Below are 26,381 nucleotides of genomic sequence, written 5' to 3'. Positions count from 1 at the left end.
AAAAGTGGAGGCATAGGTGGAGGACGAAGACACGTGAGGAGGGCGTATCGGCTGCATTCGCGGCATCAAGCAGACGCATTGGCCAGGATCTGCGAGGGCCGGCGCAAGGTGGGATCGAACGGATTGATCTTCGGCCCGATCGCGACCGCCTCGCGCTTGAGCAGTTCAACCACGGTCGGCAGGCGGTCGGCATTCAGCCGGTCGGCGATCGTGCCGACGGCCAGCGCGGCGACGGCGCGGCCTTCGCGATCGAGGATCGGCACCGCGACACCGGCCATGCCGTCGAGCAGCCCTGCGTTGCGAGCGGCAAAACCGGCTTGCCGCACCCGGTCGATTTCGGTGCGCAGATAGACCTCGTCGTGGATGCCGTACTCGCGCAGCCGCGACAGGTTGAAGCGGATGACTTCTTCACGCTCGGCCTCGGGCAAGAACGCCAGGATGGCCATCGCGCCCTGGCCGACGCCGAGTGCCACGCGCCCACCGATGTCGCCGGAAAAAGAGCGAATGGGAAACGGACCTTCGCTGCGGTCCAGGCAGATCGCGTCGAAGTTGCTGCGTGCCAGCAGAAAGATGCTGTCGCCGAGGCTTGCGCACAGGCGCAACAGGGCAGGTCGGCACAGCGTGCGAAGGTCGCCCGGATTGCCGGCGTGCGCCGCCATGGCGAAGAACTCGATGCCGAGCCGATACAGCTTGCTGCGCGCGTCTTGCTCGACGATGCCCTCTGCCACCAGCGACTGCAGCAAACGGTGCGCCGTGGCCTGGGTCAGCCCGACGCTGCGCGCGATCTGGGTCACGCGGCCCCCATCCGGGTGCACCTCGGTGAGCGCGCGGATCACCGAAAACAGTCGAGGCACTGCAGCCGTCGACGCTATGGGTTCTGTCATGTCGTTGCGCGGAATAGTTTTATCTTTTAATGCTCTATTTATTCCATTTAACGGAATAAATAAAAGAAAGATTCTATTCTATGGAATACCCGAGCGCTTAGGGCGCATTCCTTGCAATAGATTGCGTAACTTCCGCCACCACGGCGGAAGCAGATGAAAAGGAGGTCGGCATGTCTTTCCTGCAACTCACGGGCGTCACCAAGTTCTACGGCGATACCTGCGCCGTGTCTTCGATGAACCTGTCGGTCGAGAAGGGCGAGTTCGTCTCGCTGCTCGGGCCGTCCGGTTGCGGCAAGACCACCACGCTCCAGATGGTCGCCGGCTTCGAGGCGGTGACACAAGGCCGCATCGAACTCGACGGCCGCGACATCACCCATGCCAAGGCCAACACGCGCGGCCTCGGCATCGTGTTTCAGACTTACGCGCTCTTCCCGCACATGACGGTGCGCGACAACGTCAGCTTCGGGCTGGAGATGCGCAAATTGCCGAAGTCCGAAAGGCGCGAGCGGGTGCGCGATGCGCTGGGCCTGGTGCACCTCGAAGCGCACGCCGACAAGTACCCGCGCGAGTTGTCCGGCGGACAACGGCAGCGCGTGGCGCTGGCGCGTGCCCTGGTGATCGAGCCGCCTGTCCTGCTGCTCGATGAGCCGCTGTCGAACCTCGACGCCAAGCTGCGTGAGGAAATGCAGTTCGAACTGCGCCAGATCCAGCGCAAGGTCGGCACCACCACCGTCATGGTCACGCACGACCAAAGCGAAGCGATGTCGATCAGCGATCGCGTCGTCGTCATGGAAGGCGGCCGCGCCACGCAGATCGACCATCCGCACAACGTCTACGAGCATCCGCGCACGCGCTTCATCTCGACCTTCGTCGGCAAGGCCAACCTGCTCGAAGGCCGAATCAGCGGCGACAGCCCGAGGCAAACCGTGCGGATCGGCGCATTGAGCGTCGATGTGGCCGACACCGGGTTCCGCGCCGGGGCGTCCGTTCTGCTCAGCGTGCGTCCGGAAAAGCTGCAACTGGTGGCGTCGGGCAGCGGCCGTCTCGATGGCGAAGTCGGCGAGCGCTTCTTTCTCGGCAGCCAATGGCTCTATCGCGTCGCCACGCCCATCGGTGACCTGATGGTGCTGTGCCCGAACGATGGCCGCGACGCATTGGAAGAGGGCGCGCGCGCCGCTGTCGACTGGCCGGACCATTGCACGCGGTTGCTGCCGGCCGATGACGAAACGGTGGTCGCCGAGGTCGCAGCGTGAGCCAGACGATGAGCCTGCCGAACAAGGGGCGCAGCAAAGCCACGCCGTGGTGGCTGTCAGGGCCGGCGCTGCTGCTGTTCGCCGCGCTGCTCGTGGTGCCGTTGGTGCTCACCGCGGTGCTGTCGTTCAACGTTTACGACCCGGTCACTGGACCGAAGGCCGGCGAGTTCACGCTGGCGCACTACGCACTGATTTTTACCGACAGCTATTACTACGGCATCTTCTGGCGCACCTTTTGGATTTCCGGGCTGGTGGCGCTGATCTGCGTAGCGATCGGCACGCCGGAAGCCTACGTGCTCAGCCGCATGCGCAACCCGTGGCGCTCGATCCTGCTGCTGGTAGTGCTGGCGCCGCTGCTCGTGTCGGTCGTGGTGCGCGCGTTCGGCTGGAGCATGCTGCTCGGCCCTGAAGGCCTGGTGAACGGGTTGCTCGGCCTTGTCGGCATCGGGCCTATCAAGATGCTCTACACCGAGACCGCAGTCGTCATCGCGCTGGTGCACGTGATGCTGCCCTTCATGGTCATCCCGGTGTGGACCTCGCTGCAGAAGCTGGATCCGGGCGTCGAAAACGCTGCGCTGTCGCTCAAGGCATCGCCCTTCACCACGCTGCGCCGCATCGTGCTGCCGCAGGTGATGCCGGGCATTCTGTCGGGGAGCCTGATCGTGTTCGGGTTGTCTGCCAGTTCCTTCGCGATCCCTGGTTTGCTCGGCGGGCGCCGGCTGAAGATGGTCGCGACGGTCGTCTACGACGAGTACCTGCACGAACTCAACTGGCCGCTCGGCGCCGCTGTCGCGTTGGTGCTGCTGGTCGCCAATCTTGTGGTCATGCTGAGCTACAACCGGCTGGTCGAAGGCCGCTACAAGAAGTCCTTGGGTTGATATGAACTCCACGCTCCCATGACCAAGAACGGACCCTTCGCCCTCGCGTTCAACGCGCTGGTCATCGCCTTCATGCTGGCGCCGCTGGTGGTGGTGTGCGTCGTCGCCTTCACGCCAGAAAACACGCTCACGCTGCCGACGACCGAATTCTCGCTGCGCTGGTTTCGCGCGGTGTTCGCGCACCCGGACTTCATGCAGTCGTTCTGGAACAGCCTGTGGCTGGCGCTGGCGTCGGCCACTATCGCGACGCTGCTGGCGGTGCCTGCGGGCATGGCGATCACGCGCTATGAATTTCCGGGCCGCGACTTCCTCAACGCGCTGTTTTTGTCGCCGTTGATCATTCCGCACCTGGTGCTCGGCGTGGCGCTGCTGCGGCTCTTCGCCTTGGTCGGCGGCACCGGCAGCTTCGGCTTCCTGGTGATGGCGCATGCGCTGATCGTCACGCCGTACACGCTGCGGCTGGTCGTCGCGGCGCTGGTCGGCTTCGACCGCAGCACCGAGCAGGCGGCACTGTCGCTCGGGGCGACGCAAGCCACCGTCTTCACGCGCATCACGCTGCCGATGATCCTGCCGGGCGTGACGGGTGGCTGGATGCTGGCGTTCATCAACAGCTTCGACGAAGTGACCATGTCTATCTTCGTCACCTCGCCCAGCACCGTGACCTTGCCGGTGCGCATGTACATGTACGCGACCGAATCGATCGATCCGCTGATGGCGGCGGTGTCGGCACTGATGGTGGCGGTGACTGCAGTCGCGATGATCCTGCTCGACCGCGTGTATGGGCTCGACCGCGTGCTGGTGGGGCGTCGCTAGCCATGTCTTCATCCCAACCCCTGCTGCGCCGCGTCGCTGAACAAGATCGCGAAGCCGTGGCCTTCAGCATCGACGGTGTGGCCGCGAGCGCGCTGGTCGGCGACACGGTGCTGACGGCCATGCTCACGCAGGTCGGCAGGTTGCGGCGCAACGAGTTCAGCGGTGAGGCGCGGGCCGGCTTCTGCATGATGGGTGCGTGCCAGGACTGCTGGGTCGAAACGGCCGATGGCGCGCGACTGCGTGCCTGCTCGACCTTCATCGAGCCGGGCATGGCGCTCACTACAGGCAGATCAGGCGCTGCGGACGGAGCGCTTGCATGAGGACGACCCTCGCGTTGCAGCCGGTGATCGTCGGCGCCGGCCCGGCCGGCATCCGTGCCGCGCAGACGCTGGCCGGCTACGGCATCAAGCCCGTGCTCATCGATGAAGCATCTCGCGCTGGCGGCCAGATCTACCGCCGCCCGCCGGTGCACTTCAAGCGTGCGCCTGAATCGCTCTACGGCATGGAAGCATCGCGCGCGACCGCGGTGCACGGCGCGATCGACGGCGTCGTCGGCTCGATCGACTACCGGCCCGACAGTCTGGCGTGGAACGTGCAGGACGGGCGGCTCGACGTGATGCACGGACCGACGCAAACCACGCGCACCGTGCCCTATCGCCAGCTCATCGTCGCGTCAGGTGCGACCGACCGTGTGCTGCCCGTGCCGGGATGGACCTTGCCCGGCGTGTACACGCTCGGTGGTGCGCAGGTGGCGCTCAAATTTCAGGGTTGCACGATAGGCTCCCGCGTGGTGTTCATGGGCACCGGGCCGTTGCTGTATCTGGTCGCGTACCAATACGCGAAGGCCGGCGTCGAGGTGGCAGCCGTGCTCGACACCGCGCACTTCGCCGATCAGCTGGCTGCCGTGCCGGCCATGCTCACACAGCCCGCCGTCTTCATGAAGGGCGTGTACTACGTCGGCTGGTTGCGCACGCATGGCGTGGCGTTGCACAGCGGCGTGCGGCCAGTGCGCGTGCTTGGCGACCAGCGCACGAGCGCTGTCGTGTGGGAGCAAGACGGCCACGAGCACACGCTCGATTGCGACGCCATCGGCTTCGGCTACGCGCTGCGCTCCGAGACGCAATTGGCAGACCTGCTCGGCTGCCGCTTCGCCTTCGCACCGATGCAGCGGGCGCACCTGCCCGAACGCGATGCGGTGGGCCGCTCCAGCGTGGCCGGCGTGTACCTTGCGGGCGATGGCGCCGGCATCATGGGCGCCGATGCCGCAGAGTGGGCCGGTGAACTGGCAGCGCTGTCACTGCTCGCCGACGAAGGCGTGCACATCGACGCCGACCGTGTGCGAAAGCTCGAGCGCAAGCTTGCAAAGCTGTCGCGTTTTCGCGAGGGCCTCGAACGCGCCTTTCCGTTTCCACAAGATTGGGCGGCGCACGCACCCGACGAGCTCGTGGTGTGCCGCTGCGAGAACGTGACGGCAGGCGAGCTGCGCCAGACCATCCATGACAGCGGTGCCGATGAACTCAATCGGCTCAAGGCCTTGAGCCGAGTCGGCATGGGTCGTTGCCAGGGCCGCATGTGCGGCGTGGCGGCGGCGGAAATTCTTGCGCACGCCGTCGGCAAGCCCGTGCAACTGGTCGGTCGCCTGCGTGGTCAGGCACCCATCAAGCCGATCCCGATTCACCTGCTGCACGTAGCGAGCGAAGGAGCCGGCGCATGACGCAGCGCATCGTCACCGATGTGGCCATCGTCGGCGGCGGCATCGTCGGCAGTTCGGCTGCGCTCGCTTTGCGCCGCATGGGGCTTGGCGTGGTGCTGTTGGAGCGCGACCTGTGCGGCTCGCGGTCGAGCGGCATCAACTACGGTGGCGTGCGCCGCCAGGGTCGGCCGCTCAGCCAGTTGCCGTTGGCACAGCGCGCGCACGAAATGTGGGGGCGCTTGCCCGAACTCATCGGCATCGATGGTGAATACCTGCGCTCCGGCCACTTCAAGATCGCACGCAGCGAGGCCGACCTGGCAGCGCTCGAAAGCTATCGCGACAGGGCGCGCGATTTCGATCTCGGCATCGAAATCTTGTCGGGCGCCACGCTGCGTGCGCAATGCCCGTGGCTCGGCGGCAAGGCGGTCGGTGGATCGCTCTGCGCCGAAGACGGCCAGGCCAATCCGCGGCTGGTGTCGCCCGCCTTCGCGATGGCCGCGCAGCGTGCCGGCGCGGTAGTCCATGAGCGCACGCGCGTCGATGAGATCGCGCACGACGGCCAGCGCTTTCATCTGCGGGCTTTGAATCTGGAATCAGGCAACGCGATCCAAGTCGAGGCGCCGGTCCTGCTCAACTGCGCTGGCGCGTGGGCCATCACCATCGCTGAACAGTTCGGCGATGTGGTGCCGATGGTTTCCCGCAGCCCCGCCATGGCCGTCACCGAGCCGTTGCCGTTTTTCATGCAGTGGAGCCTTGGCGTGGAAGGTGGCGGTGTGTATTGCCGCCAGGTCGCGCGGGGCAATCTGGTGCTGGGCGGTGGGCCGGGTCGCCTGCTCGATGCCGACCGCTCCCGCTCCGATCGCGACACCATCGCCCTGCTTTCGAAGCAGGCAATCGAGCTGCTGCCGATGCTCCGCAATGCTCACTTCATTCGCACGTGGGGCGGCACCGAAGGCTATCTGCCCGACCGTCAGCCGGTGATCGGCCCGAGTCGCACGACGCCGGGTCTGTTCCATGGTTTCGGCTTTTCCGGCGGTGGCTTCCAGATCGGACCGGCTGTCGGCGAGGTGCTCGCCGATCTCGCGCGCGACGGCCGCACCCGCACACCCATCGGTGCCTTCGCGGTCGACCGTTTTTCATCCGTGCCGGCAGCAACGCCGGTGCTTGCCTCGTAAGTCATTTCGTTTCCCGTTCCTCGTCCCCACCCTCGAAAGGAAAGCCCATGTTCCGCTCCATCCGCTCCATCCGCTCAACCCAACAGCCCATCGCCTTGCGTCGCGCCCTCTTCACCGCGACCGCAGTTGCCGCCCTTGCCGCGTGCGGCATGGCAAGCGCCCAGACCAAGACGATCTACATCGGCATGAACGGCGGCACGATGGAGAAGGCGTACTCGCAGTACGTCTTTCCTGCCTTCGAAAAGCTCTATGGCGCAAAGGTCGTCGTGGTGCCGGGCACCTCGTCGGACATCCTGGCCAAGGCGCAGGCCAACAAGGACAAGCCGCAGATGCACGTGATGTTCCTGGACGACGGCATCATGGTGCGCGCCATCGGCATGGGCCTCTGCGAAAAGCAGCGCCCGAGCGCTGCGCTCAACGACATCTATCCGGCCGCGCGCTTCAAGGACGACATGGCCAGCGGCGTGAGCCTGGGCGTGACGGGCCTCGCCTACAACGCGAAGATGTTCAAGGAAAAGGGCTGGGCCGCGCCGACCTCGTGGATGGACCTGGCCGACCCCAAGTTCAAGGGCAAGGTCGTGTTCCAGTCAGTGTCGGCATCGTCGTTCGGACTTCACGGCTTCCTGATGTTCAACCGCATCCAGGGTGGCAACGACAAGAACGTCGAGCCTGGCTTCAAGGCCTGGCCCACGACCATCGGGCCGAACGTGCTGGAGTACATCCCGAGCTCGGCCAAGATTTCCGAGATGGTGCAGACGAATGAAGCGGCTATCTTTCCGCTGACGCCAACCGCCGTGGCCGCGCTCAAGGTCAAGGGCATTCCGGTCGAGTACGCGAACCCGAAAGAAGGCGCTGTCGTGTTGATGGTCGGCCAGTGCGTGATCGCCAACAACAGCGAGCCCGAACTCGCACAAAAGCTCGCCGAGTTCCTGTTGTCGCCGCTGGCTCAAGCGAATGTGTTGCAGTACGGCAGCCAGATCCCGACCAACCCGAAGGCGCCGGCCGTCGGCGAAGGGGTGGGGCAGGTCGCTGCAATCAACGGCTACATGAAGACCGCGATCACAGTGGACTGGGAAAGCATCAACGCGAACCGTCCCGCCTGGAACGCGCGCTGGAACAAGACGATCGAGCGTTGAGCGGTTGGCAGTTCTGCGCCCGAGCGAGAGGGCGGTTCAGCGAAGAACGACCACGGCCAGAATGACGAGGACTGCGACGACCGCCGCCGCGATCCACAGCCACGATACGCGGCGCGCGGGATCTCCGGTTCCATCGGCCTTGCTCAAATCGGCAAAGCCTGTGTCGTTGCCGGAGCGGGTGTTTTTTTGTTTGGCCATGGGGTGCGATCAGCGGGTTGCCAGGGAAACGATCGACACGCCAAAGGCGACCATCAATGCGATCACCAGCCCCGCGTGCAGCCACACGCGCGAGCCGCCGCTGTTGCGGTATTCGCGCCGGCTTCGCTCGAGCGCTGCGGTGCGGGTGGCGCGTTCCGGCTTGTCGGTCCACCAGCCGAAATTAGTATCTGTATCGTCGTTCATGTAATCCATTTTAGTTACATTCGGACGCAAGTGCGGCTCGCAAAATGTTGGGTGGAAACATTTGTTTTCGATCGTGACTTAGTGCGCTTTCTGACGCGACCGACTTGAAAGCGTCCCGTAAAAAGGGGCTGTAGCGATGCGACGCCACCCTGACGGCGCTGAAGAAGTGCGCCTACAGGGTCACGGCCTGCGCTTCCGTGGCGACTGCACGAGACGGCGTCTAACCTCCGTGTTTCTTACTTTCACACCGCTGCGCATCCCATGAAAACCACTCCCTTCGCTTCAGCCATCGCGCTCACGTTCGCATTGGCCCTCGGTGCTTGCAGCACCGCGCCGTCGACCACGACAACCGCGGTAAACAGCCCGGATCCGACGATCCTGCTGGTGCCGGTGCAGATCACCGATCCGGCATTGCAGTCCGGCTGCTGGGCGCAGTTCTATTCGCAGCGCAACTTCGAAGGCGACATGGTGACCCTGGTCGGGCCTGCCGAAGCCGAGAGCATGGACAAAGGCACCGCACGCGCGCTCAAGCGCGAAATCGACAGTGTGTCGGTCGGTCCCAATGCGACGCTGCAGGTCTACGAGCACGCGATGTTCAAGGACCGCGTGGTGAACTTTCCAGCCAACAGCCGTGAAGGCGGTCTGGTTCGCAAACTGGGTTTCGGGGGTCGCATCGAGGCGCTGAAGTTGAGCTGCGCTTCCTGACGCAGCGGTCCGCCGCGAGAGCGGTGATCGACCTGATTGCGCCTTTCGCCAGCTTCGCGTGAAACTCAGGCGCGGACGACCTGAAAAGGACACTCGATGGCGGATGAATTTGTTGACGTATTGATCGTTGGCGCCGGCATTTCCGGCATCAGCGCGGCGTATCACCTGCAGCAGTACTGCCCCGACCGAAGCTTTGCCATCGTGGAGGCACGCGCTTCTATCGGCGGTACTTGGGACCTGTTTCGCTATCCCGGCGTGCGCTCCGATTCCGACATGCACACGCTCGGCTTCTCGTTCCGTCCCTGGACAGATGCCAAAGCCATAGCGCAAGGGCCGGCCATCCTCGACTATCTGCGCGACACCATGCGCGAGCACGGCATCGACCGCAAGGTGCGCTTCGGTCACAAGGTGCTGCGCGCGGAATGGTCCTCTTCCAAGTCGGAGTGGCGTGTGGAAGTCGGCCGCGCTCCAGGTGGCAACGCGTTGTCCATTCGCTGCGGCTTCCTCTTCATGTGCAGTGGCTACTACGATTACGCAGAAGGTTATCGGCCCGACTTCCCCGGTGAGGCCCGCTTCAATGGGCGGATCGTGCATCCGCAGCACTGGCCGACCGATCTGGACTACGCGGGCAAGCGCGTGGTGGTGATCGGCAGTGGCGCCACCGCCGTGACGCTGGTGCCGGCCATGGCTGACAAGGCAGCGCACGTGACGATGCTGCAGCGCTCGCCGACCTGGATGGCGGCGCGGCCGTCGGTCGACGCACTGGACGTCCGGTTGCGGCGCTACCTGCCGCAGCGTGTGGCGCTCGGCATCGCGCGCTGGAAGAACGTGCTTTTGAGCCAGTTCGTGGTCGCCCTCTGCAAGCACCGTCCGCAGCGCATGCGCAAGCTGTTGCTCGGTGGGGTGCACCGGGCGCTCGGGCCGGGCGTCGACATCGCCACCCACTTCACGCCGCGCTACAACCCTTGGGAGCAGCGCCTGTGCCTCGTGCCCGATGGCGATTTTTTCAATGCGATCAAGTCCGGGCGAGCGTCTGTGGTGACAGACCGCATCGCGTCCTTCACCGAGACCGGTGTGCGGCTCGCGTCGGGCACCTCGCTCGATGCCGACATCATCGTGATGGCCACCGGATTGAAGCTGGCGGTGCTGGGCAACACCGCCTTGTATCTGGACGGCCAGCGCGTGGAGCCCTCTCGCAGCTTCAACTACAAGGGCCTGATGTTCACCGGCGTCCCCAATATGGCCAACACTTTCGGCTACACCAACGCGTCGTGGACGCTCAAGGCGGACCTCACCGCGCGCTACGTTTGCCGGTTGCTCAATCACATGCGAAAGACTGGCGCGCGACAGTGCGTGGTTCCCGCGTTGGCTCCCGACGCGCCCCTGCGTCCATGGACCAATTTCTCTTCAAGCTACTTTGAGCGTGCCGCTGGTCAGTTGCCCAGGCAGGGCGTTACCCGACCATTCAAGCTGATCCAAAACTACCTGATCGACAGGGTGGCGATGCGGTTCGGTGCCGTCGACGATGGCGTGATGCGATTCACGCAATTCACGCCGCGCACTAACTGAGGACAATGGCTATCCATGCGACACCTCTTCGTCTTCGCGCTTTGTCTCAACGTCGGCGCCCTGGCAGGCGGAGCGGCACACGCCCAGGTCATTCGTTGCGTCGATGGTGGCGGCAACGTGAGCTACACCGATCAGAAGTGTCCGGCCCATACGCGCAGCGCAGAACAGGTGATGGGCCCCGAGGCCACCGACCCGCGGCTGGCTCCGCCGGAGCGGCCGCCGTCATCGTCCGTGCCGCCATCGGCAACGCGAACGCCGCAATCGCCAACGGCCGATCGCTTCGCCGAAGAACGTGCCGAAGCACAGCGACGCGCGCTGGAACGCCAACGTCGTGCCGCTGAATACGCGGACGACAGCGCGGGCACGCCATATCCATACCCTTACGCGTATCCCGACAGCAGGTACCGCCAACCCGGCCCGCCGCAAGACATGCGACCGCAACTCCGCTCGTGCGATGCCGGCGGCTGCAACGACACGCTCGGCAATCGCTACAACCCGAACGGCAAACTGCAGAGCTATCAAGGTCTCAACGGCCAGAGGTGCCAGCCTGTCGGCACGACGGTCGTCTGCCGATGAACGGTGGCCGATGACCCTCTAGCCAAATTGACCGGGGGAAAGATCGAGTAGCGTTCGCATGGTCGACCCGCCGTGCAAAACGTCGTCTGCGACGTTGGTAAAAAGCCTCGCCAACAAGCGTTTTGTTACCTACTTTGCGAAAGCGTGAAATCCGCACATCGCAGCCATGCACAGCCCAAGTCCAATCGAGTCCACATCAACTGAACTCAGAGGTATCGACGTGCGAAGAGGATTGGAACTGGTTGTGGACGAACCCGTCAGCGGACGTTTCTTGTGGGCGGTGCTTGGGCGCGAAGTCTTCGGCCTGCCTCGCGCCACGCTTGAAAAAGCAGCTGTGCCACACCCAACGCGAAGCCAGGCGGTTCAGGCCGGCATCGCTGCGATGCAACGCCACATCGAGCCCGCGCCCGCGCGCCGCGCCTGAAGAGGGCTTACGACGCTTCCGCCGTCGCCTTGTCCCGGCGCGTAATCACCTGGCCGCTGCGTGCACCGCTGTGAACGCCGTGATGCCAGGTGATGGTGCCGTTGACGATCACGGCATCGATGCCTTCCGCCGGCTTCGTCGGTGTCTCGTAATTCGCCGCATCGCGAATGGTCGCCGCATCGAAAATCACGATGTCGGCGTGCTGCCCGACCTTCAGCGTGCCGCGGCCGTGCAGGCCAAAGTTGCGCGCAGTGAGCCCGGTCATCTTCCACACCGCGGTCTCCAGCGGGAACAAACCGATGTCGCGGCTGTAGTGGCCTAGCACCCGCGGGAAGGTGCCCCACAAGCGCGGATGCGGCTTGTCGCCCAGCGGAATGCCGTCAGAGCCGATCATCGTTTCGTCGAACGCCATCACGCGCTGCACATCGTCTTCGTCCATCATGAAATAGATCGCGCTGCCGGGCTGCAGCTTGCGGGCTGCCTCGTCGTTGGGCACGCCCCATTCCTTGGCGATGTCCGCCAGGTCGCGGCCGGCGCACTCGGGGTGCGGCTCGCTGCTGGCGATGAGCACACGGCCTTCGAGCATGCCGCGGTCGGTGCGGATCATGGTCGAGCCTGCCGTGTATGGGTAGCAGTCGAGCGACACGCACTGGTGCTTCATGGTCTCCTTGATGAAGGGCAGCGTCACCTTGCTGCGGCCAAAGTTCTGCGCGTTCATTACCTTGTGATGCGAGATGACCACCGGTATATCGAGCGCACGGCCGATCGCGAACGTCTCTTCCAGCGCTTCCATGACGCGGTCGCCCTCGTCGCGCATGTGGGTCACGTAGACCGCACTGCGCTTGCTCAGCGGACGGCTCACCTCGATGATTTCTTCGGTCGTGGCCTTTACCGCTGGTGGATAGAACGTCCCGGTCGAAAGGCCGATTGCACCCGCCTGCATCGCCTCTTCGACATGTGCCTGCATGGCCGCGATTTCCGCTTCGTTGGCTGGCCGATCCAGGTCGCCCATGGTCAACGCGCGCAAGGTCGAGTGGCCGATCATCGCCGCCACGTTCACTGACGACGGCGTCGCGCGCAACGCATCCAGGTACGCCTTGAACGTCGTGAAGCGACCTTCGGCTGGCGAGTCGATGAGGCTCAGCGGCATCGGCAGTTCCATGTCGGCGCGCAGCGGTGCGGCGCTGATGCCGCAGTTGCCGGCCACCACCGTGGTCACGCCTTGCGACACCTTGAAGGGCATGGCCGCTTGCGACAGCACAGCCTGGTCGTCGTGCGTGTGCGAGTCGATGAAGCCCGGCGCCACGATGCGGCCGGTCGCGTCGAGCGTGCGGTCTGCCGTGCAACCGTCGAGCTTGCCGATGGCTGCGATGTGACCGTCGATCACGCCGATATCGGCGATGAAACGAGGCGCCTTGGTGCCGTCGATGACGGTGCCGCCGTGGATGAGCAGGTCGTAATGGCTTGGCGCTGGCGTCATGGGAAATCCTTTGTTGGGTTGTGTCGCGGTGTGGGTGCTAAATGGGGTGGCTGGCTACGGCCTCTGTCTGAAGCGGCTAGCGGAAATGGCAAGCCACCCAGTGCCCGCCGGTCGAAGCGGAATCGCGCTCGCTCAACGTCGGGTCCTGCTGCTTGCAGATGTCCTTGGCCATCGGGCAACGCGTATGAAAGCGGCAGCCCGAAGGCGGGTTCGCCGGGCTTGGCGGATCCCCCTGCAGCAGCATCCGCTTGGCCGGCGTGCGCGGGTTCGGCACCGGCACCGCCGACAACAAGATCTCGGTGTACGGATGCCGGGGTGCCGAAAACAGCGTGTCGCGATCGGCCACTTCGACGATGCGTCCGAGGTACATCACCGCCACCCGATGACTGATGTGGCGCACGACAGCCAGGTCGTGCGCGACGAAGAGATAGGCGATGCCGAACTCGGCCTGCAGGTCCATGAGCAGGTTCACCACTTGCGCCTGCACCGACACGTCGAGCGCCGACACGGGCTCGTCGCAGACGATCAGCTTTGGGTTGAGCGCCAGCGCCCGCGCGATGCCCAGGCGTTGCCTTTGGCCGCCCGAGAACTCGTGCGGGAATCGAGTGACGGATTCGGGTCGCAGCCCCACCTTGCCGAACAACCAGGTCACGCGCTCGTGCCGCTCCGCACGTGACATGCCGAAGTTGCGCAGCGGCTCACCCACGATTTCGCCGGCCGCCAGCCGCGGACTCAGCGACGCATAAGGGTCCTGAAAAATGATCTGCACATCGCGCCGGCGCAGCCGCATGTTTTCGGGGCTCAGCGTCGTCAGCTCTTCGCCGTCGAGCTGCACGGAGCCGGAGGTCGGTTCGATCAATCGCATCACCGACTTGGCTGTGGTCGTTTTGCCGCAGCCCGACTCGCCCACCAGCGACAGCGTCTCGCCGCGCGCCACGGTAAAGGAGACGCCATCGACCGCTTGCACCGGCGACTGCTGCTTCGTCAACCAGCGTTTGGGTGCGGCGTAATGCTTCTTCAGGTTTGCGACCTTGAGCAAGGTCGTCGAAGCCTCTGCGAGAGGCGCCCTTGAATCTAGGACAGCCGCGTTCATGCGATGGCACCTTCTTCATGGCCGATGCGGCCTTCCTCGACCGCGAAGCAGGCAGCCGTGTGACGCTCGCCGGGTTGGTCGGGATCGCTCTGATTCGTCAGGCCCGGCACTTCTGCCACGCAGCGCGCATTGGCATACGTACAGCGCGGCGCAAAGGCACAGCCACGACGCGGCGATTGCGGTGACGGCACCAGTCCCGGGATCTCGGTCAGCCGCGCGCTGTGCGTGTTCATCGAAGGCATCGATGCCATCAGCGCGCGTGTGTACGGATGCAGTGGCCGCTCGAACAGGTCGATCACGTCGGCCTCCTCGACCGTGCTGCCGGCGTACATGACGACCACGCGGTCGCAGCTCTCGGCCACCACGCCCAGGTCGTGCGTGATCATCACGACGCCCATGCCGAGTTCCTTTTGCAGCCGGCGGATCAGGTCGAGGATCTGCGCCTGGATCGTCACGTCGAGCGCGGTGGTCGGCTCGTCGGCGATCAGCACCTCGGGGTTGCAGGCCAGGGCGAGCGCGATCATCACGCGCTGTCGCATGCCGCCGGAGAGTTGATGCGGGTACTCATGAACCCGCCGCTCCGGCTCCGGAATCTGTACGACGCGCAGCATCTCGACCGCGCGCGCCAAGGCTTCGGATCGGTTCGCCTTCTGGTGCACCTGCACCGTCTCGGCGATCTGCCGACCGATGGTCAGCACCGGGTTGAGCGAGGTCATCGGCTCCTGGAAGATCATCGAGATGCGGTTGCCGCGTATCTGCCGCATTTCGCTTTCGGTCAGCTTCAGCAGGTCGATGCCACGCAGCCGCACCGAGCCGCTGATGCGCGCGGGTGGTGTGGCCAGCAGCCGCATGATCGACAGCGCAGTCACGCTCTTGCCGCAGCCGGATTCGCCGACCACGCCCAGCGTCTGGCCGGCGCGCACGGTGTACGAGACGCCGTCGACCGAGCGGGCCGGGCCGGTGAGCGTGTCGAAGTGGGTGCGCAGGTTGTCGACCTCGAGCAATGGCTCGCCGGTGGGCAATGCGATGCGGGACAGGGCTTTCATCGGGTGGGTGTTCCTGTGCGCTGCGCGTTCATAGCTGGCGTGCCAGGCGCGGGTCGAGCGCATCGCGCAAGCCATCGCCCAGCAGGTTGATTGCCAGCACCGTGATGGCCAGCAGGATGCCGGGGTACAGGATGATGTGGAACGCCACCGCGACGAAGTTGCGCCCCTCGGCCATCATGTTTCCCCAACTCGGCGTCTGCGCCGGGATGCCGACACCGAGGAACGACAGCGCGGCCTCGGTCAGCACCGCGGCCGCTGCCACGAAGGTCGCCTGCACGATCAGCGGCGCAACCATGTTGGGCAGCACGTGGCGCGCCAGGATCACCGGCAGCCGGGTGCCGACGGCATGCGCCGCTTCGACATAGAGCTGTTCGCGCAACGTCAGCGACAGCGAGCGCACGAGGCGTACCACGCGCGGGATTTCGGGGATGGTGATCGCGACGATCACGGTCGTCAGGCTGGCGCGCGTCACCGCCATCAGCGCGATCGCCAGCAGGATGCCGGGGATCGCCATCAGTCCGTCCATGACGCGCATCACCACCGTGTCGGCCCACGGCACGAAGCCGGCCAAGAGCCCGAGCAGTACGCCCAGCACCGTGGCCAGTACGCCCACCCACAGGCCGACGATCATCGATACGCGGCCGCCCCACACCGCGCGGCTGAAAACGTCGCGCCCCAGCGCATCCGTACCGAAATAATGTTCGGCGGAAGGCGGCTGCATGCGTGCCAGCGGGTCGATGTCCTGCGGATCGAAGTTGGCGATCCACGGTGCCGCGATCGACAGCGCCGCGATCGCGATCAGCAGCAGTGCACCGATGATCAGCGTCGGGTGCTTGCGCGCCCAGTGCCAACGCGGCAGCACGAAGGGGACGTCTGCTGCAGCGAAAGAATCGGGCACGACAGGAGGCAGAACGGTAGACATGAGGCGGGGGCGTTCAGTACTGGATGCGCGGGTCGAACAGGCGGTAGCTCAGGTCGATCAGCAGGTTGATCAGCACGTACACACCGGCCGAAATGAGCAACACGCTCTGGATCACCGGGTAATCGTGGCGCTGCACGGAATCGATGACGAGTCGCCCGACGCCGGGAATGGCGAACACCGTCTCGGTGACGACCACGCCGCCGATCAGCAACGCGATGCCAACGCCGATGGTGGTGGCGATCGGGATCGCTGCATTGCGCAGCGCATGCCCCAGCACCGGCAGCACACCGAGACCTTTGGCGCGCGCGGTTCGGATGTAGTCCTCATGCAGCACTTCGAGCACGGTCGCGCGCGTCATGCGGGTGACGAGCGCGATGTAGACCAGCGCGAGGTTCACGCAAGGCAGCACAAGGCTGCGCAGCCACGGGCCGACGCCGTCCGCGATGCGCGAGTAGCCCTGAACCGGGAACCACGGCAACTGGATCGCGAAGACGTAGACCAGCAGATAGCCGATCATGAAGACCGGCACCGAGAAGGCCAGCACCGCGAAGAGCATGACCAGCCGATCGATCCAGCTGCCGGCGCGGTAGGCCGCCAGCGTGCCGAGCGGCACGGCGATGAGCAAGGTGAGCAGCATGGTGAGTGCCGCGATGGAAGCGGTCGGCTCCAGCCGCTGTGCGAGCAGTTGGGTCACCGGCACCTGCGTAAAGATCGAGATGCCGAGGTCGCCGGTTGCGAGCCGGCCCAGCCACAGCGCGAACTGCTGCCACAGCGGCTGGTCCAGGCCGAGGGCCGTGCGCAGCTTTTCGATGTCCTCGACTGTCGCCAGGTCGCCGGCGATGAGCGCCGCCGGGTCGCCGGGCGACAGGTGAATCAGCAGGAACACCACGACGGCGACCACCGCCATCACGGGCAGCGTGGCGAGCAGGCGGCGAAGGATGTAGCCCATGTCGAAAAGCCCTCGTGCTTTTTCGCTCGCTTACTTGTCGAGCACCCAGAACGCCGGCATGCCCGACCACAACTTGTCGATGCCCTTGATGTTGGAGCGTGCCGCAAAGGCGGCCGAATACTGGCCCGCGTTCACATAGGGAATGGTCTCGTAGGCGCGCTTCTGGAAGGCGTCGAGCAGCTCCTTGCGCTTGGCCGGCACGGTTTCCCTGATCCACGCGGTGCGCAGTTCATCGAGCTCCTTGTCGCACGGCCAGCCGGGCAGCGAGTTGCCGCAGGCCGCGCCCAGATACGCGTTGGTAATGGGCGAGTTGACGTCGAACTCTCCGGCCACCGTCACGTACATGTTCCAGCCGCCGGCGTCGGGTGCATCTTTCTTGGCGCGGCGCGCGCCGATGGAGGCCCAGTCCATGTTCTGCATGTCGACATTCATGCCCATGTTGCGCATCGTCTGCGCGGCCATCAAGGCTTCGGCGTTCAGGTAAGTGACGTCGGTCGGCACCAGCAGCACGACCTTCTCGCCTTTGTAGCCGGACTCGGCGAGCAACTGCTTGGCCTTTGCCAGATCGGTCTTGCGATACGGCTCCGCGCCGGCAGAGGTTTCGTTGGGACCACCGCAGATGAAATACGTCGCGCAGTAGGTCACGCGCATGTCGAGCGGGTAGCCCATCGCCGCGGTGAACTTTTCCTGGTTGACCGCCATCGCGAGTGCCTGCCGTGCCTTCGGATTATTGAAGGGCGGGTACGTGTGGTTAAGCACCAGAAAGCCCTGGTAAGAACCGCCGGCGCCGATCTTCACGTTCTTGTCGGTGCGCAACGGTGTGATGTAGTCCGGCGGTACCTGCTCGACGATATCGACTTCGCCGTTCTTCAGCGCCGCGATGGCGCTGTTGGCGTCGGGCAGATAGAGCCACTCGACGCGATCGAAGTTGCTCTTCTTGCTGCCGGCGAGGCCGCTCGGTGGTTCGCTGCGCGCGACGTAGTTGGGGTTGCGCACGAACACCGCCTTGTTGCCGGGCACCCACTCGTCGCGCTTGAAGATGAAGGGGCCGGAGCCGAGCACTTCGGTCAATGGCGAGGTCGCCGGCATCTTGGCGAGACGCTCCGGCAGGATCACCGGCGGAAATCCCGATGGCTTGGCCAGCGCATCGAGCACCATGCCGAAAGGCTCCTTGAGCGTCAGCGAAAAGTTGTTGGCGTCGACAGCCTTCCACTCGGCACCGACCGCGCCCATGGCACGGCCCAGGCTGTCGCGCGCACCCCAGCGCTGCAGCGATGCGACCACGTCGGCCGAGGTCACCGGGCTGCCGTCGGAGAACTTCAATCCGGGCCGCAGCGAGAAGCTCCACTGCTTGCCGTCTTTCGACATGGCGTACTTGTCGACCATCTGCGGCTGCGGCTTGCCGGTAGCGTCTTGCGCGAAGAGCGTGTCGTAGACCATGTAGCCGAAGTTGCGCGAGATGTAGGCGGTGGTGAAGGTCGGGTCGAGGATCTTCACGTCGGCATGCGCGACGACTTTCAATGTCTTGGTCTGCGCCTGTGCGGGCAGGCCGGCAAGCGCCAGAGAGAGGCCCAGGCTGCCCCATGCAGCGAGGGTTGCAAGCGTGCGTCGTTTCATCGTCGGTACTCCGGTGGTGAGTTGGGCTGAAAACAAAGAAGGGAATCAGGCAGCGGCGAGGGTGGCCACCAGCGGCCACTTCGGCATGCGCGCCTTGCGGTACGGCAAGGTCGACAAATCGATGGTCACGGCGCCCGGCGCGCCCGCGTAGATGACGTGCTTCGCGACCTTGGAGAACGATGCGTAGAAGTGTTGCGACGACTTCACCACGATGATCTTTTTAGAAGCCAGGTCACAGCCGAGCTGCGTGAACACATCCGTACCCATCGCCTGGTTGCGCAGCGTGATCAGCACGACCTCGATGCCGTTGGCCTCGACCAGCGCGCAGTCGCCAAGCGCCACCGGCGTATTTGCCAGGCCGGTCATCACCATGTCGTGGCGCAGTGCCTTGACCGTGCACACCAGGTCGAGCGGGTCGCCCGACATCGGGCCGATCTTGCCGCCGATGCGCAGCGCGAGCCGTGCGCCTTCTCCGGCCTCGAATGCGATGCGTGCAGCGATCGGGTCCCACATCGGGCCGATGGCCGCGTTCTCGATGCCACGTTCGATCATGCGTCGCAGGATGAAGGTCGAGTCGCCCGCCGCGCCGCCGCCGGGGTTGTCGGCGCCGTCCGCCAGCACGACCGGGCCGCCATCGAAAGCCAGCGCTTCGTCGAGTGCGCTGTCGATGTCGGGATAGCGCACCGCCAGCGCCTCGCGCATGCAGATCAGTTCGTCGGCCAGCTGGCGCGCGAGGGCATCGGCCTTGGCCTGGTCGCCGTCGGCATAGACCAGCAGCTTGGTGCCCATCTCCGGCACGTCGCCCCACGAGAAACCGTGCGCGACCGAAATCGACAGCACGCCGTCTTTGCCTTCGAGCGACTGCAGGCGATCGACGAAAGCGCGCGCCGGATTGCGCGAGGTGTGGACGGTCACGATCATGTCGCAGTCGACCACCGAGGCCACCGGCTTGATCTTGCCTTCGACCATCGCCGCGCAGAGGTCGACCAGCTCGATGCCGCGCTCCAGCACGTCGGTGTGCGGGTACTCCTTGAAGGCGATCAGCAGGTCGGCCTGCGCGATCATTTCCGGCGTGAGGTGGCAGTGCGGATCGAGCTCGGCGCCGACCACGACCTTGGGCCCGACAAGTGCGCGCACGCGGGTGAGCAGGTCGCCCTCGCAATCGTCGTAGCCGTCGGCGACCATGGCCCCGTGCAGGCCGAGCACCACCATGTCGACCGGCAATGCGGCGGCAAGGTCGGCCAGCAACTCTTCACGCAGCGTTTCGTAGGCGTGCCGCGTCGTGGTGCCGCTGGGCTGCGCGCCGGCAACCATGCCCTCGACCAGGTCCCAGCCGAGTTCCTTGCCGCGAAGGCGGGCCGCCCACAGCGGGCCGGAGAAGAACGTCATCGCATCGGGGTGCTTGCCGGCGGCGTAGTAGCCGCGGTCCTTGAACGATGCGAGGCCCGTGGGCATGGGTCCGAAGGTGTTGGTTTCGGTGGCGAGAGATCCGCTGAAGACGCGCATGGTGGGCTCCTTATGAGGTGGGTGAAAGGGCTGCGGCCTTGCGCAACCGCTGTGGGCCGAGCATCTCCGCGGTGAGTCCGAACGACGCGGCGTGCGCCGGCACCGGCAGCCCGCGCGCCAGTGCCGCGCAGGTTTCGCCCATCGCGGGCGAGGTCTGAATGCCGTAGCCGCCTTGCGCCGCGACCCAGAAGAAGCCGGGCACTGCGTCGTCGAAGCCGCCCACCAGATCGCCATCGGCCACGAAGGAGCGCAGCCCGGCCCAGGTGCGCGTCGGCCTGCGGATCGCGAGCGTGGTGTTCTCTTCGATGCGGTGAATCGCCAGCGCGATGTCGAACTCTTCAGGCTGGATGTCTTGCGGCTCGACCGGGTCGGCGTTGGCCGGCGAACCGAGCAGCATGCCGGCGTCGGGCTTGATGTACCAGTCTTCGGTCGCGCCGAAAGCCATCGGCCAACGCGATGCGTCGACGCCCTCGGGCGGCGCGAAGATGAAGGCCGAGCGCCGCCGTGGCTCGATGCCGATCGGCTGCACGCCGGCCAGTTTCGCGATGGTGTCGACCCAGGCGCCGGCCGCATTGAGCACGACGGGCGCTTCATACGTGACACCGCCAGCCTGCACGCGCCAGCCCTGCCCGGTACGCTCCATCGCATCGACGGGCGCGTTGCAAACCAACTTGCCGCCGGCTTGTCGCATGCCGCGCAGATAACCCTGGTGAATGGCATGCACGTCCATGTCGGCCGCGTCGGGTTCGTAGACGGCGCCGATGACCTGCTCCGCGCGCAGCACCGGCACCAGCGCGAGGGCGGCGGCGGTATCGAGTCGTTGCGCGCCCTTGCTCATGCCGCGCAGCACCTCCCAGTGCTCATCGAGATGCGCCTCTTGGCCCGGCGCCGCGATCATCATGGCGCCGCGTGGCGTCAGCAGCGGATGGTCGGTGAAGCCGGGTGGCGGGTTGTCGAAGAAAGCGCGGCTCGCCATCGTGAGCGTGCGCACCTGTGGCGTGCCGTAGCTTTCCATGAAGAGCGCGGCAGAGCGGCCGGTCGAGTGATAGCCGGGCTGGTCTTCGCGCTCGAGCACGACGACCCGGCCGTGCGGTGCGAGCCAGTGTGCGACCGAGGCACCGGCAATGCCCGCACCGATGACGAGAAAGTCCGCCTGGACTGCGGAAGGTGATGAAGCCGTGACGCTCATTGGAAGATGGTGCGGACTGCGCGCAAGTGGTGCATTGACGGGAAGAAGCAGGGCAAAGGAAGACCGAAAGTTGGCGCAGCGTAAATCACAATTTGCGGATACGCAAATTTCAGGCCAGTTCGCGGTGCGGCGTACGCATGAACATTTTTGTTTGGGCTGGCAGAATTCGGCAACGACAACGACAGGACGGCAAGCCTTGAAAGCACATTCACGCAGCGCCCCCGCAGTCGAGCCCACCACGCTCGACCGCGAGACTTTCGGCAAGCGTTTGCGCTCGGCTCGCAAAGCGTTCGGCTGGACCCTGTCGCAACTTTCGGCGTTGTCGGGCGTGTCGATCACGACCATCTCGCGTGCCGAGCGTGGGCAGCTAGCGCTCGGCTACGAAAACTTCGCGGCACTCGGGCGCGCACTGCGGATGGACATGAACGCCATGTTCGCCAGCGACGGTGTCGAGCCGGCCTTGCTCGAGGGGCCGGTGGTCACGCGGGCCGGCAAGGGCGTGGTGTACCGCGGCCTGTCCTTCGCGTATGAGTTTCTCGGCACCACAGCGGTCGGCAAGCAGATGAGCCCGGTGGTCGGGACAGTCCATTCGCGCACCCTGAACGGCCCGGAAGATTTCGCACGACATGCCGGCGAAGAGTTCGCCTATGTGCTCTCGGGTGCGATCGACGTGCACTTCGAGGGTGGTGAGGTAGTGCACCTGGCCCGTGGCGATTCGCTGTATTTCGAAGGTCGCATCGGCCACGCGTATGTCACTGTCAGCCGGCAGCTTGCCAAGATCGTCGGCGTGACCACGACCGATACGGCGTTCATGCAATCGGCACGGGCACGGGTATTGGAACGTGCGAGCTGATACTTTCGTGGTGCCGTCGTGGCCCACGCTGCGGCTAGAGGCCGAAGTGGAAGTCGTCTTGTTCAGCTTCCCGGATCGGCCGGTGCAAGACGCCATCGGCATTCACCGCGCAGCCTCCGAACGCTTCGCGCCAGCCGGCAGCATCTCGTCGCATTCCGATGGCCGTCGAGAACACTTCGCGCGATGGTCGGAGTTCCACTTCCCAAGGGGCTTCGACATGAATCTTTTTCGACCGCTGAGCGCGACCATCTTTGCATTGCTGCTCCCGTTCGCCGCCAGTGCAGCCGACCTCAAAGTCACGGTCACCGATGGACCGACGGTTCCGGCCACGCTCTTCGTGGCGCTGTTCGACTCGGCCGAAGCCTTTGCCGCCGACAAGCCGCTGGTGTCGCAGAAGGTTCCGATGCGGGACGGCACGGCGCAGTTCGCTTTTGCCGGTCTGGCAGCGGGGCGCTATGTGATCAAGTCTTTCGCCGACGAGAACGGCAATGAAAAGCTCGACACGAATCTGGTGGGATTGCCGACCGAGCGTTACGGGTATTCGAACGATGCCAAAGGGCGCATGGGTCCGCCGTCGTTCGACGCGGCTGCGGTCAAGGTGGATGCCGACAGCACCATCGCTTTCCGGCTGCACTGAGCGCGGAGTCGAGCCATGGATCGCCGTGAACTTCTGCGCCGCCTGCTTGCCGCAGGCAGTGTGTCGCCGCTTCTGCAACTTCTTCCGTCGATGTCGGCCCGCGCCGACACCCTCGACGCGCCGGACACCTGGCAGGCGCAGTTCGATGCCTCGACCATGCCCTGGAAGTCGGCCTTCGCTACGCCGAAGGGCGACCTGCCGCTGACCGCCGCCCGGGTGCGCGGGCGTTTCCCCGATGCCGTCGCTGGCACGCTCTATCGCATCGGCCCGGCCGGCCATGACCTGGGCGGTGAGCGCTACCACCACTGGTTCGACGGCGATGGCATGGCGCATCGTTTCGTGATCGCCGGCAGCGAGGTTCACCACCAGGGCCGCTACGTGGCGACCGCCAAGCGCGCGGCTGAAATGCGCGCCGGGCGGCGGCTGACGGAGGGCTTCGGCACCGTGTTCAAGGGCACCGACGAAGTGACCTCTCCCGACAGCATGAACGTCGCCAACATCAGCATGCTGCACGTGGGCGGCGAACTGCTGGCGCTTTGGGAAGGCGGCTCGGCCACGCGCCTCGATCCGCAAACATTGGAGACGCGCGGCATCAAGACCTGGCGCGCCGATCTTGCGGGCGTCCCGTTCTCCGCCCATCCGAGGGTCGAGCCCGACGGGACGGTCTGGAACTTCGGCCTGAGCTCGAACAGCGGCCTGTTGCTGCTTTACGAGATCGCGCCCGACGGCGTGCTGCGACGTGCCGATGCGCTGCCGCTCGCCGACCTGCCGATGATTCACGACTTCGCAGTGACCGCCAGGCACCTCGTCTTTTTGCTGCCGCCGCTGGTGTACGACGTCAAGCGAAGGATGGCCGGCGCCAGCGTTCTCGACTCGCATGTGTGGCGGCCCGAACTCGGCATGCGCGCGCTGGTCATCGACAAAAAAGACTGGAAGCGGCAGCAGACATTCATGCTGCCAGTCGGCTTTCTGTTTCACCTCGGAAATGCCTGGGAAGAAGAGACCGCAAGCGGCACCGTGGTCCATGTCGACTATGCGCGCTCCGCCGATGCGTCGACCCTCTTCGCAAGCACGCGCGACGTCATGCGCGGCCAGCTGGTACGCGCTTCGAGCCCGACGCTCACAGTCGCCAGCCTCGACCTTGGAAGCGGCAAGGCGACGCAGGTCGACCTCGCAGCAGAAGCCGAGTTTCCGCGCATCGATCCACGCTCGGTCGGACTGCGACATGGCCACGTGATTCATGCGACGAATCCGCTTGTCGGCCTGCCGATGTTGAGCGCGATCGCCAACACCAACGTCGAATCAGGATCGTCCCAGGTCTTCAGCTATGGAAAGGAATCGGTGGTCGAGGAACACCTGTTCGTGCCGGACGGTCGAGGCCCGGGTTGGGTGCTGGGCACGGTGTTCGACTATGCGCAGAAAAAGACGGTGCTCTCCTGTTTTGCCGCCGACGCCTTGACCGATGGACCGGTTGCGCAAGCCACCTTGCCGTACGCGCTGCCATTGGGCCTGCACGGGACCTTCGTGCCGACGTAGTGCCTCGAGGTCGCTCGAGTTCGCTCGAGGTCGGCGAACTCAGGCGACGGCGCGAATCGCCTCGCTTTGCACCGCGCGCTCGTCGGCGCTGAAAAAGTGCAACGACTCGGGCGCAATCGAAAGGCGCAGCGTGCCGCTGAGCTGCGGGTTGGCGGTCGGTGCGAGCAACACCAGCTCGCCGAGGGCCGAGCGCAGGTAGCAGAAGGCGCGATCGCCGAGCTGCTCGACGGCCAGCGTTTCGCAGTCGCGCAGTTCCAGCACGACCTCGCCGGGCGCTGGTTCGCCGATGCGGGCCTGCTCGGCCCTGAAGCCGATCGTGGTGGCTTCCCCGTGCAGCCGAAGCGGGACATGGAGCGGCACCTGCTGCGTCGCGTCGCCCAGCCTCAAGAAAGTGCCGCGCGCATCCGGCTCGCAGCGCTGGACCTTGAAGAGGTTGATGCGCGGCGTGCCGATGAAGCCGGCGACGAACAGGTTGGCAGGCGACCGGTACAGCGTCAGCGGCGAGCCGACCTGCTCGATGCGACCCTTGCGCAACACCACGATCTGGTCGGCCAGCGTCATGGCTTCGGTCTGGTCGTGCGTCACGTACACGGCGGTCGCTTTCAACGTTCGCTGCATTCGCGCGATCTCGAGGCGGAGGCGCACTCGCAGCTCGAGGTCGAGGTTCGACAGCGGCTCGTCGTACAGAAAAACCTCGGGCCGGCGGATCATCGCGCGGCCCATGGCCACACGCTGCCGCTGGCCGCCCGAGAGCTGGCGCGGAAAGCGGTCGAGCAGAGGCGTGAGTTCGAGCGTGCCGGCGATCTCGTCGACGCTGCGCTGCTGTTCGGCGGCCGACACCTTGGCCATGCGCAGCGGGAAGGCCAGGTTCTGCCGTACGGTCTTGTGCGGGTACAGCGCGTAGTTCTGGAACACCAGCGCACAGCCGCGGTCGGAGGGCGGCACGTCGTTCATCAATCGGCCGGCGATGCGCACCTCGCCGCCGCTCGGCGTTTCGAGGCCGGCGATCATGCGCAGCAAGGTCGACTTGCCACAGCCCGACGGACCGAGCAGCACGGTCACCTGGCCGTCGGGCATGGTGAGGTCGATGTCGGGAATCACCTCGACGTCGCCGAAGCGCTTGCTGATGGATTTGAGTTGGATCTCGGCCATGAATTTCTTTGCTGCGTTGCGTTGAAAAAGGTGTCAGCCCGTGGGCGAATTGGCCGCCTGCGCGACCCCGCGCTGGATGTTGGATTCGGTCAGTCCGAGCAGTTCCTCCATCGCCTTGCGCGCCTCGGCTGGCTTGCGCGCCCAGATCTGGTCGAGCACTGCGCGGTGCAGCGGCAGGCTCTTGCGCGGCGCGCCGGGTTGCCGCGTCGACAGCTCGAACGAGGTGCGCAGCGCGGCCTCGATGGTGGCACCGAAGGCCACTAAAAACGGGTTGCCGGTGGCGCTCAGGATGGCGTGATGGAACTCCAGGTCGGGCCCCGCATAGGCGACCGGGTCCATGCCCGCAGCATCCATCGCACGGTAGGCACGCTCGATGGCGGCGATGGCGGCATCGGGCGCCGAGGCGGCCGCGAGTTCGCACGCGGCCGGCTCGACGATGCGCCGCAACTGCATCAGGTGTTGCGCCATCTGCACGCGATCGTTGCCCGACCAGGCCCAGCGCAACACGTCTTCGTCCAGCATGTTCCATTGCATGCGCGGCAGCACGCGGGTGCCGGCTTTTTGCCGCGACACCAGCAGGCCCTTGGCCTTGAGCCGGCTCAACGCTTCGCGCACCGAGGTACGGGCCACGCCCAACTGTTCGGCCAACTCGACTTCGGTCGGCAGCGAGGTGCCGTCACCCCACTCGCCGCCCATCACTCGCCGCGCCAGCGCCTCGGTGACGGCCAGCGGCCCACGCCGCGCAGCGGGGCTGGCTGAAGTCACTGAGGGGATATTCTGGTCAGACATAATAATTTGGCTGATGGAGGTTATACGAGGCGAATTGCGCCTGATCTCCGGGTTTTCCACGACGGTATGAATTTAAATTGTCTGTCATATTCCTGACTGCCAAA

General features: G+C 65.3%; 27 protein-coding genes. 14 read left to right on the top strand and 13 right to left on the bottom strand.

The features are described from left to right. Window positions 1-65: 65 nt before the first annotated feature. Complete coding sequence (locus H7F36_RS01035) at window positions 66-884, bottom strand: IclR family transcriptional regulator (RefSeq protein ID WP_187052941.1); 819 nt, start codon at window positions 882-884, stop codon at window positions 66-68. A gap of 170 nt (window positions 885-1,054) precedes the next feature. Between H7F36_RS01035 and H7F36_RS01030 the strand changes: the two genes are divergently transcribed. From H7F36_RS01030 to H7F36_RS01000, 7 genes are read left to right on the top strand one after another with little or no spacing between them, the layout of a single operon-like run. Further along, complete coding sequence (locus H7F36_RS01030) at window positions 1,055-2,137, top strand: ABC transporter ATP-binding protein (protein ID WP_187052940.1); 1,083 nt, start codon at window positions 1,055-1,057, stop codon at window positions 2,135-2,137. Between the two features lie 8 nt (window positions 2,138-2,145). Then, window positions 2,146-3,015 (top strand): ABC transporter permease, encoded by an 870-nt coding sequence (locus tag H7F36_RS01025; protein ID WP_187054739.1) that lies wholly within the window; start codon window positions 2,146-2,148, stop codon window positions 3,013-3,015. Window positions 3,016-3,033: 18 nt separating this feature from the next. Then, window positions 3,034-3,828, top strand: coding sequence for an ABC transporter permease (locus H7F36_RS01020; RefSeq protein ID WP_187052939.1), 795 nt, complete (start codon window positions 3,034-3,036; stop codon window positions 3,826-3,828). 2 nt (window positions 3,829-3,830) lie between these two features. After that, window positions 3,831-4,148: a (2Fe-2S)-binding protein gene (locus H7F36_RS01015; RefSeq protein WP_187052938.1), complete on the top strand. Its 318-nt coding sequence runs from the start codon at window positions 3,831-3,833 to the stop codon at window positions 4,146-4,148. Further along, on the top strand, window positions 4,145-5,542 hold the full coding sequence (locus H7F36_RS01010; RefSeq protein ID WP_187052937.1) for an NAD(P)/FAD-dependent oxidoreductase: 1,398 nt from the start codon (window positions 4,145-4,147) through the stop codon (window positions 5,540-5,542). Before H7F36_RS01015 ends, H7F36_RS01010 begins: the two co-directional genes overlap by 4 nt. Continuing rightward, window positions 5,539-6,696 carry an NAD(P)/FAD-dependent oxidoreductase gene (locus H7F36_RS01005; protein ID WP_187052936.1) on the top strand — a complete coding sequence of 386 codons (1,158 nt, stop codon included), beginning with the start codon at window positions 5,539-5,541 and terminating at the stop codon, window positions 6,694-6,696. The genes H7F36_RS01010 and H7F36_RS01005 overlap by 4 nt, the downstream gene beginning before the upstream one ends. A gap of 47 nt (window positions 6,697-6,743) precedes the next feature. Beyond that, window positions 6,744-7,832 (top strand): ABC transporter substrate-binding protein, encoded by a 1,089-nt coding sequence (locus H7F36_RS01000; RefSeq protein ID WP_187052935.1) that lies wholly within the window; start codon window positions 6,744-6,746, stop codon window positions 7,830-7,832. A gap of 36 nt (window positions 7,833-7,868) precedes the next feature. On the opposite strand, the gene H7F36_RS00995 is transcribed toward H7F36_RS01000, so the two are convergent. Then, on the bottom strand, window positions 7,869-8,030 hold the full coding sequence (locus tag H7F36_RS00995) for a hypothetical protein (protein WP_187052934.1): 162 nt from the start codon (window positions 8,028-8,030) through the stop codon (window positions 7,869-7,871). A 9-nt stretch (window positions 8,031-8,039) separates the two neighbouring features. Beyond that, on the bottom strand, window positions 8,040-8,234 hold the full coding sequence (locus tag H7F36_RS00990; RefSeq protein WP_187052933.1) for a hypothetical protein: 195 nt from the start codon (window positions 8,232-8,234) through the stop codon (window positions 8,040-8,042). Between the two features lie 261 nt (window positions 8,235-8,495). Between H7F36_RS00990 and H7F36_RS00985 the strand changes: the two genes are divergently transcribed. From H7F36_RS00985 to H7F36_RS00970, 4 genes are all read left to right on the top strand, one after another. Next, a complete protein-coding gene (locus H7F36_RS00985) occupies window positions 8,496-8,939 on the top strand; it encodes a hypothetical protein (protein ID WP_187052932.1) in 444 nt (147 codons plus the stop codon). A gap of 96 nt (window positions 8,940-9,035) precedes the next feature. After that, window positions 9,036-10,508 (top strand): flavin-containing monooxygenase, encoded by a 1,473-nt coding sequence (locus H7F36_RS00980; RefSeq protein ID WP_187052931.1) that lies wholly within the window; start codon window positions 9,036-9,038, stop codon window positions 10,506-10,508. A 15-nt stretch (window positions 10,509-10,523) separates the two neighbouring features. Next, window positions 10,524-11,084, top strand: coding sequence for a DUF4124 domain-containing protein (locus H7F36_RS00975; protein ID WP_187052930.1), 561 nt, complete (start codon window positions 10,524-10,526; stop codon window positions 11,082-11,084). Between the two features lie 244 nt (window positions 11,085-11,328). Then, window positions 11,329-11,508 (top strand): hypothetical protein, encoded by a 180-nt coding sequence (locus tag H7F36_RS00970; protein WP_187052929.1) that lies wholly within the window; start codon window positions 11,329-11,331, stop codon window positions 11,506-11,508. Between the two features lie 7 nt (window positions 11,509-11,515). On the opposite strand, the gene H7F36_RS00965 is transcribed toward H7F36_RS00970, so the two are convergent. The 8 genes from H7F36_RS00965 to H7F36_RS00930 all read right to left on the bottom strand — a co-directional run bounded on the left by H7F36_RS00965 (window position 11,516) and on the right by H7F36_RS00930 (window position 21,310). Next, on the bottom strand, window positions 11,516-12,988 hold the full coding sequence (locus tag H7F36_RS00965; RefSeq protein WP_187052928.1) for an N-acyl-D-amino-acid deacylase family protein: 1,473 nt from the start codon (window positions 12,986-12,988) through the stop codon (window positions 11,516-11,518). A 76-nt stretch (window positions 12,989-13,064) separates the two neighbouring features. After that, entirely contained in the window at window positions 13,065-14,081 is a 1,017-nt protein-coding gene (locus H7F36_RS00960; RefSeq protein WP_187052927.1) for an ABC transporter ATP-binding protein, read from the bottom strand. After that, window positions 14,078-15,127: an ABC transporter ATP-binding protein gene (locus tag H7F36_RS00955; RefSeq protein ID WP_187052926.1), complete on the bottom strand. Its 1,050-nt coding sequence runs from the start codon at window positions 15,125-15,127 to the stop codon at window positions 14,078-14,080. The genes H7F36_RS00960 and H7F36_RS00955 overlap by 4 nt, the downstream gene beginning before the upstream one ends. A gap of 28 nt (window positions 15,128-15,155) precedes the next feature. Further along, window positions 15,156-16,049 (bottom strand): ABC transporter permease, encoded by an 894-nt coding sequence (locus H7F36_RS00950; RefSeq protein ID WP_187052925.1) that lies wholly within the window; start codon window positions 16,047-16,049, stop codon window positions 15,156-15,158. 13 nt (window positions 16,050-16,062) lie between these two features. Next, complete coding sequence (locus tag H7F36_RS00945) at window positions 16,063-16,998, bottom strand: ABC transporter permease (RefSeq protein WP_187052924.1); 936 nt, start codon at window positions 16,996-16,998, stop codon at window positions 16,063-16,065. Between the two features lie 30 nt (window positions 16,999-17,028). After that, complete coding sequence (locus H7F36_RS00940; RefSeq protein WP_187052923.1) at window positions 17,029-18,615, bottom strand: ABC transporter substrate-binding protein; 1,587 nt, start codon at window positions 18,613-18,615, stop codon at window positions 17,029-17,031. A gap of 45 nt (window positions 18,616-18,660) precedes the next feature. After that, window positions 18,661-20,121, bottom strand: a complete 1,461-nt coding sequence (locus H7F36_RS00935; RefSeq protein ID WP_187052922.1) for a M81 family metallopeptidase — start codon at window positions 20,119-20,121, stop codon at window positions 18,661-18,663. A gap of 10 nt (window positions 20,122-20,131) precedes the next feature. Beyond that, the gene (locus H7F36_RS00930) at window positions 20,132-21,310 is read right to left on the bottom strand and encodes an NAD(P)/FAD-dependent oxidoreductase (RefSeq protein ID WP_187052921.1); all 1,179 of its coding nucleotides are present in this window, start codon (window positions 21,308-21,310) and stop codon (window positions 20,132-20,134) included. 196 nt (window positions 21,311-21,506) lie between these two features. Between H7F36_RS00930 and H7F36_RS00925 the strand changes: the two genes are divergently transcribed. From H7F36_RS00925 to H7F36_RS00915, 3 genes are read left to right on the top strand one after another with little or no spacing between them, the layout of a single operon-like run. Next, a complete protein-coding gene (locus tag H7F36_RS00925; protein ID WP_187052920.1) occupies window positions 21,507-22,163 on the top strand; it encodes a helix-turn-helix domain-containing protein in 657 nt (218 codons plus the stop codon). After that, window positions 22,153-22,800 (top strand): DUF2141 domain-containing protein, encoded by a 648-nt coding sequence (locus tag H7F36_RS22090; RefSeq protein WP_261802454.1) that lies wholly within the window; start codon window positions 22,153-22,155, stop codon window positions 22,798-22,800. Before H7F36_RS00925 ends, H7F36_RS22090 begins: the two co-directional genes overlap by 11 nt. A gap of 15 nt (window positions 22,801-22,815) precedes the next feature. Beyond that, the gene (locus H7F36_RS00915) at window positions 22,816-24,336 is read left to right on the top strand and encodes a carotenoid oxygenase family protein (protein ID WP_187052919.1); all 1,521 of its coding nucleotides are present in this window, start codon (window positions 22,816-22,818) and stop codon (window positions 24,334-24,336) included. 39 nt (window positions 24,337-24,375) lie between these two features. On the opposite strand, the gene H7F36_RS00910 is transcribed toward H7F36_RS00915, so the two are convergent. Together H7F36_RS00910 and H7F36_RS00905 are read right to left on the bottom strand one after the other, a co-directional pair. Further along, window positions 24,376-25,488, bottom strand: coding sequence for an ABC transporter ATP-binding protein (locus H7F36_RS00910; protein ID WP_187052918.1), 1,113 nt, complete (start codon window positions 25,486-25,488; stop codon window positions 24,376-24,378). Between the two features lie 33 nt (window positions 25,489-25,521). After that, entirely contained in the window at window positions 25,522-26,253 is a 732-nt protein-coding gene (locus tag H7F36_RS00905; RefSeq protein ID WP_261802453.1) for a FadR/GntR family transcriptional regulator, read from the bottom strand. Window positions 26,254-26,381 lie beyond the last annotated feature (128 nt).

Source organism: Variovorax sp. PAMC28562, assembly GCF_014303735.1.
In the GTDB taxonomy this organism is placed as follows: Bacteria; Pseudomonadota; Gammaproteobacteria; order Burkholderiales; family Burkholderiaceae_C; genus Variovorax.
This window is presented reverse-complemented; position numbering and strand designations above follow the sequence as displayed.

Coding starts and splice junctions, on each gene's coding strand:
- H7F36_RS01035 (WP_187052941.1), bottom strand. CDS start 884: ATGACAGAACCCATAGCGTCGACGGCTGCAGTGCCTCGACTGTTTTCG.
- H7F36_RS01030 (WP_187052940.1), top strand. CDS start 1,055: ATGTCTTTCCTGCAACTCACGGGCGTCACCAAGTTCTACGGCGATACC.
- H7F36_RS01025 (WP_187054739.1), top strand. CDS start 2,146: ATGAGCCTGCCGAACAAGGGGCGCAGCAAAGCCACGCCGTGGTGGCTG.
- H7F36_RS01020 (WP_187052939.1), top strand. CDS start 3,034: ATGACCAAGAACGGACCCTTCGCCCTCGCGTTCAACGCGCTGGTCATC.
- H7F36_RS01015 (WP_187052938.1), top strand. CDS start 3,831: ATGTCTTCATCCCAACCCCTGCTGCGCCGCGTCGCTGAACAAGATCGC.
- H7F36_RS01010 (WP_187052937.1), top strand. CDS start 4,145: ATGAGGACGACCCTCGCGTTGCAGCCGGTGATCGTCGGCGCCGGCCCG.
- H7F36_RS01005 (WP_187052936.1), top strand. CDS start 5,539: ATGACGCAGCGCATCGTCACCGATGTGGCCATCGTCGGCGGCGGCATC.
- H7F36_RS01000 (WP_187052935.1), top strand. CDS start 6,744: ATGTTCCGCTCCATCCGCTCCATCCGCTCAACCCAACAGCCCATCGCC.
- H7F36_RS00995 (WP_187052934.1), bottom strand. CDS start 8,030: ATGGCCAAACAAAAAAACACCCGCTCCGGCAACGACACAGGCTTTGCC.
- H7F36_RS00990 (WP_187052933.1), bottom strand. CDS start 8,234: ATGAACGACGATACAGATACTAATTTCGGCTGGTGGACCGACAAGCCG.
- H7F36_RS00985 (WP_187052932.1), top strand. CDS start 8,496: ATGAAAACCACTCCCTTCGCTTCAGCCATCGCGCTCACGTTCGCATTG.
- H7F36_RS00980 (WP_187052931.1), top strand. CDS start 9,036: ATGGCGGATGAATTTGTTGACGTATTGATCGTTGGCGCCGGCATTTCC.
- H7F36_RS00975 (WP_187052930.1), top strand. CDS start 10,524: ATGCGACACCTCTTCGTCTTCGCGCTTTGTCTCAACGTCGGCGCCCTG.
- H7F36_RS00965 (WP_187052928.1), bottom strand. CDS start 12,988: ATGACGCCAGCGCCAAGCCATTACGACCTGCTCATCCACGGCGGCACC.
- H7F36_RS00960 (WP_187052927.1), bottom strand. CDS start 14,081: ATGAACGCGGCTGTCCTAGATTCAAGGGCGCCTCTCGCAGAGGCTTCG.
- H7F36_RS00955 (WP_187052926.1), bottom strand. CDS start 15,127: ATGAAAGCCCTGTCCCGCATCGCATTGCCCACCGGCGAGCCATTGCTC.
- H7F36_RS00950 (WP_187052925.1), bottom strand. CDS start 16,049: ATGTCTACCGTTCTGCCTCCTGTCGTGCCCGATTCTTTCGCTGCAGCA.
- H7F36_RS00945 (WP_187052924.1), bottom strand. CDS start 16,998: ATGGGCTACATCCTTCGCCGCCTGCTCGCCACGCTGCCCGTGATGGCG.
- H7F36_RS00940 (WP_187052923.1), bottom strand. CDS start 18,615: ATGAAACGACGCACGCTTGCAACCCTCGCTGCATGGGGCAGCCTGGGC.
- H7F36_RS00935 (WP_187052922.1), bottom strand. CDS start 20,121: ATGCGCGTCTTCAGCGGATCTCTCGCCACCGAAACCAACACCTTCGGA.
- H7F36_RS00930 (WP_187052921.1), bottom strand. CDS start 21,310: ATGAGCGTCACGGCTTCATCACCTTCCGCAGTCCAGGCGGACTTTCTC.
- H7F36_RS00915 (WP_187052919.1), top strand. CDS start 22,816: ATGGATCGCCGTGAACTTCTGCGCCGCCTGCTTGCCGCAGGCAGTGTG.
- H7F36_RS00910 (WP_187052918.1), bottom strand. CDS start 25,488: ATGGCCGAGATCCAACTCAAATCCATCAGCAAGCGCTTCGGCGACGTC.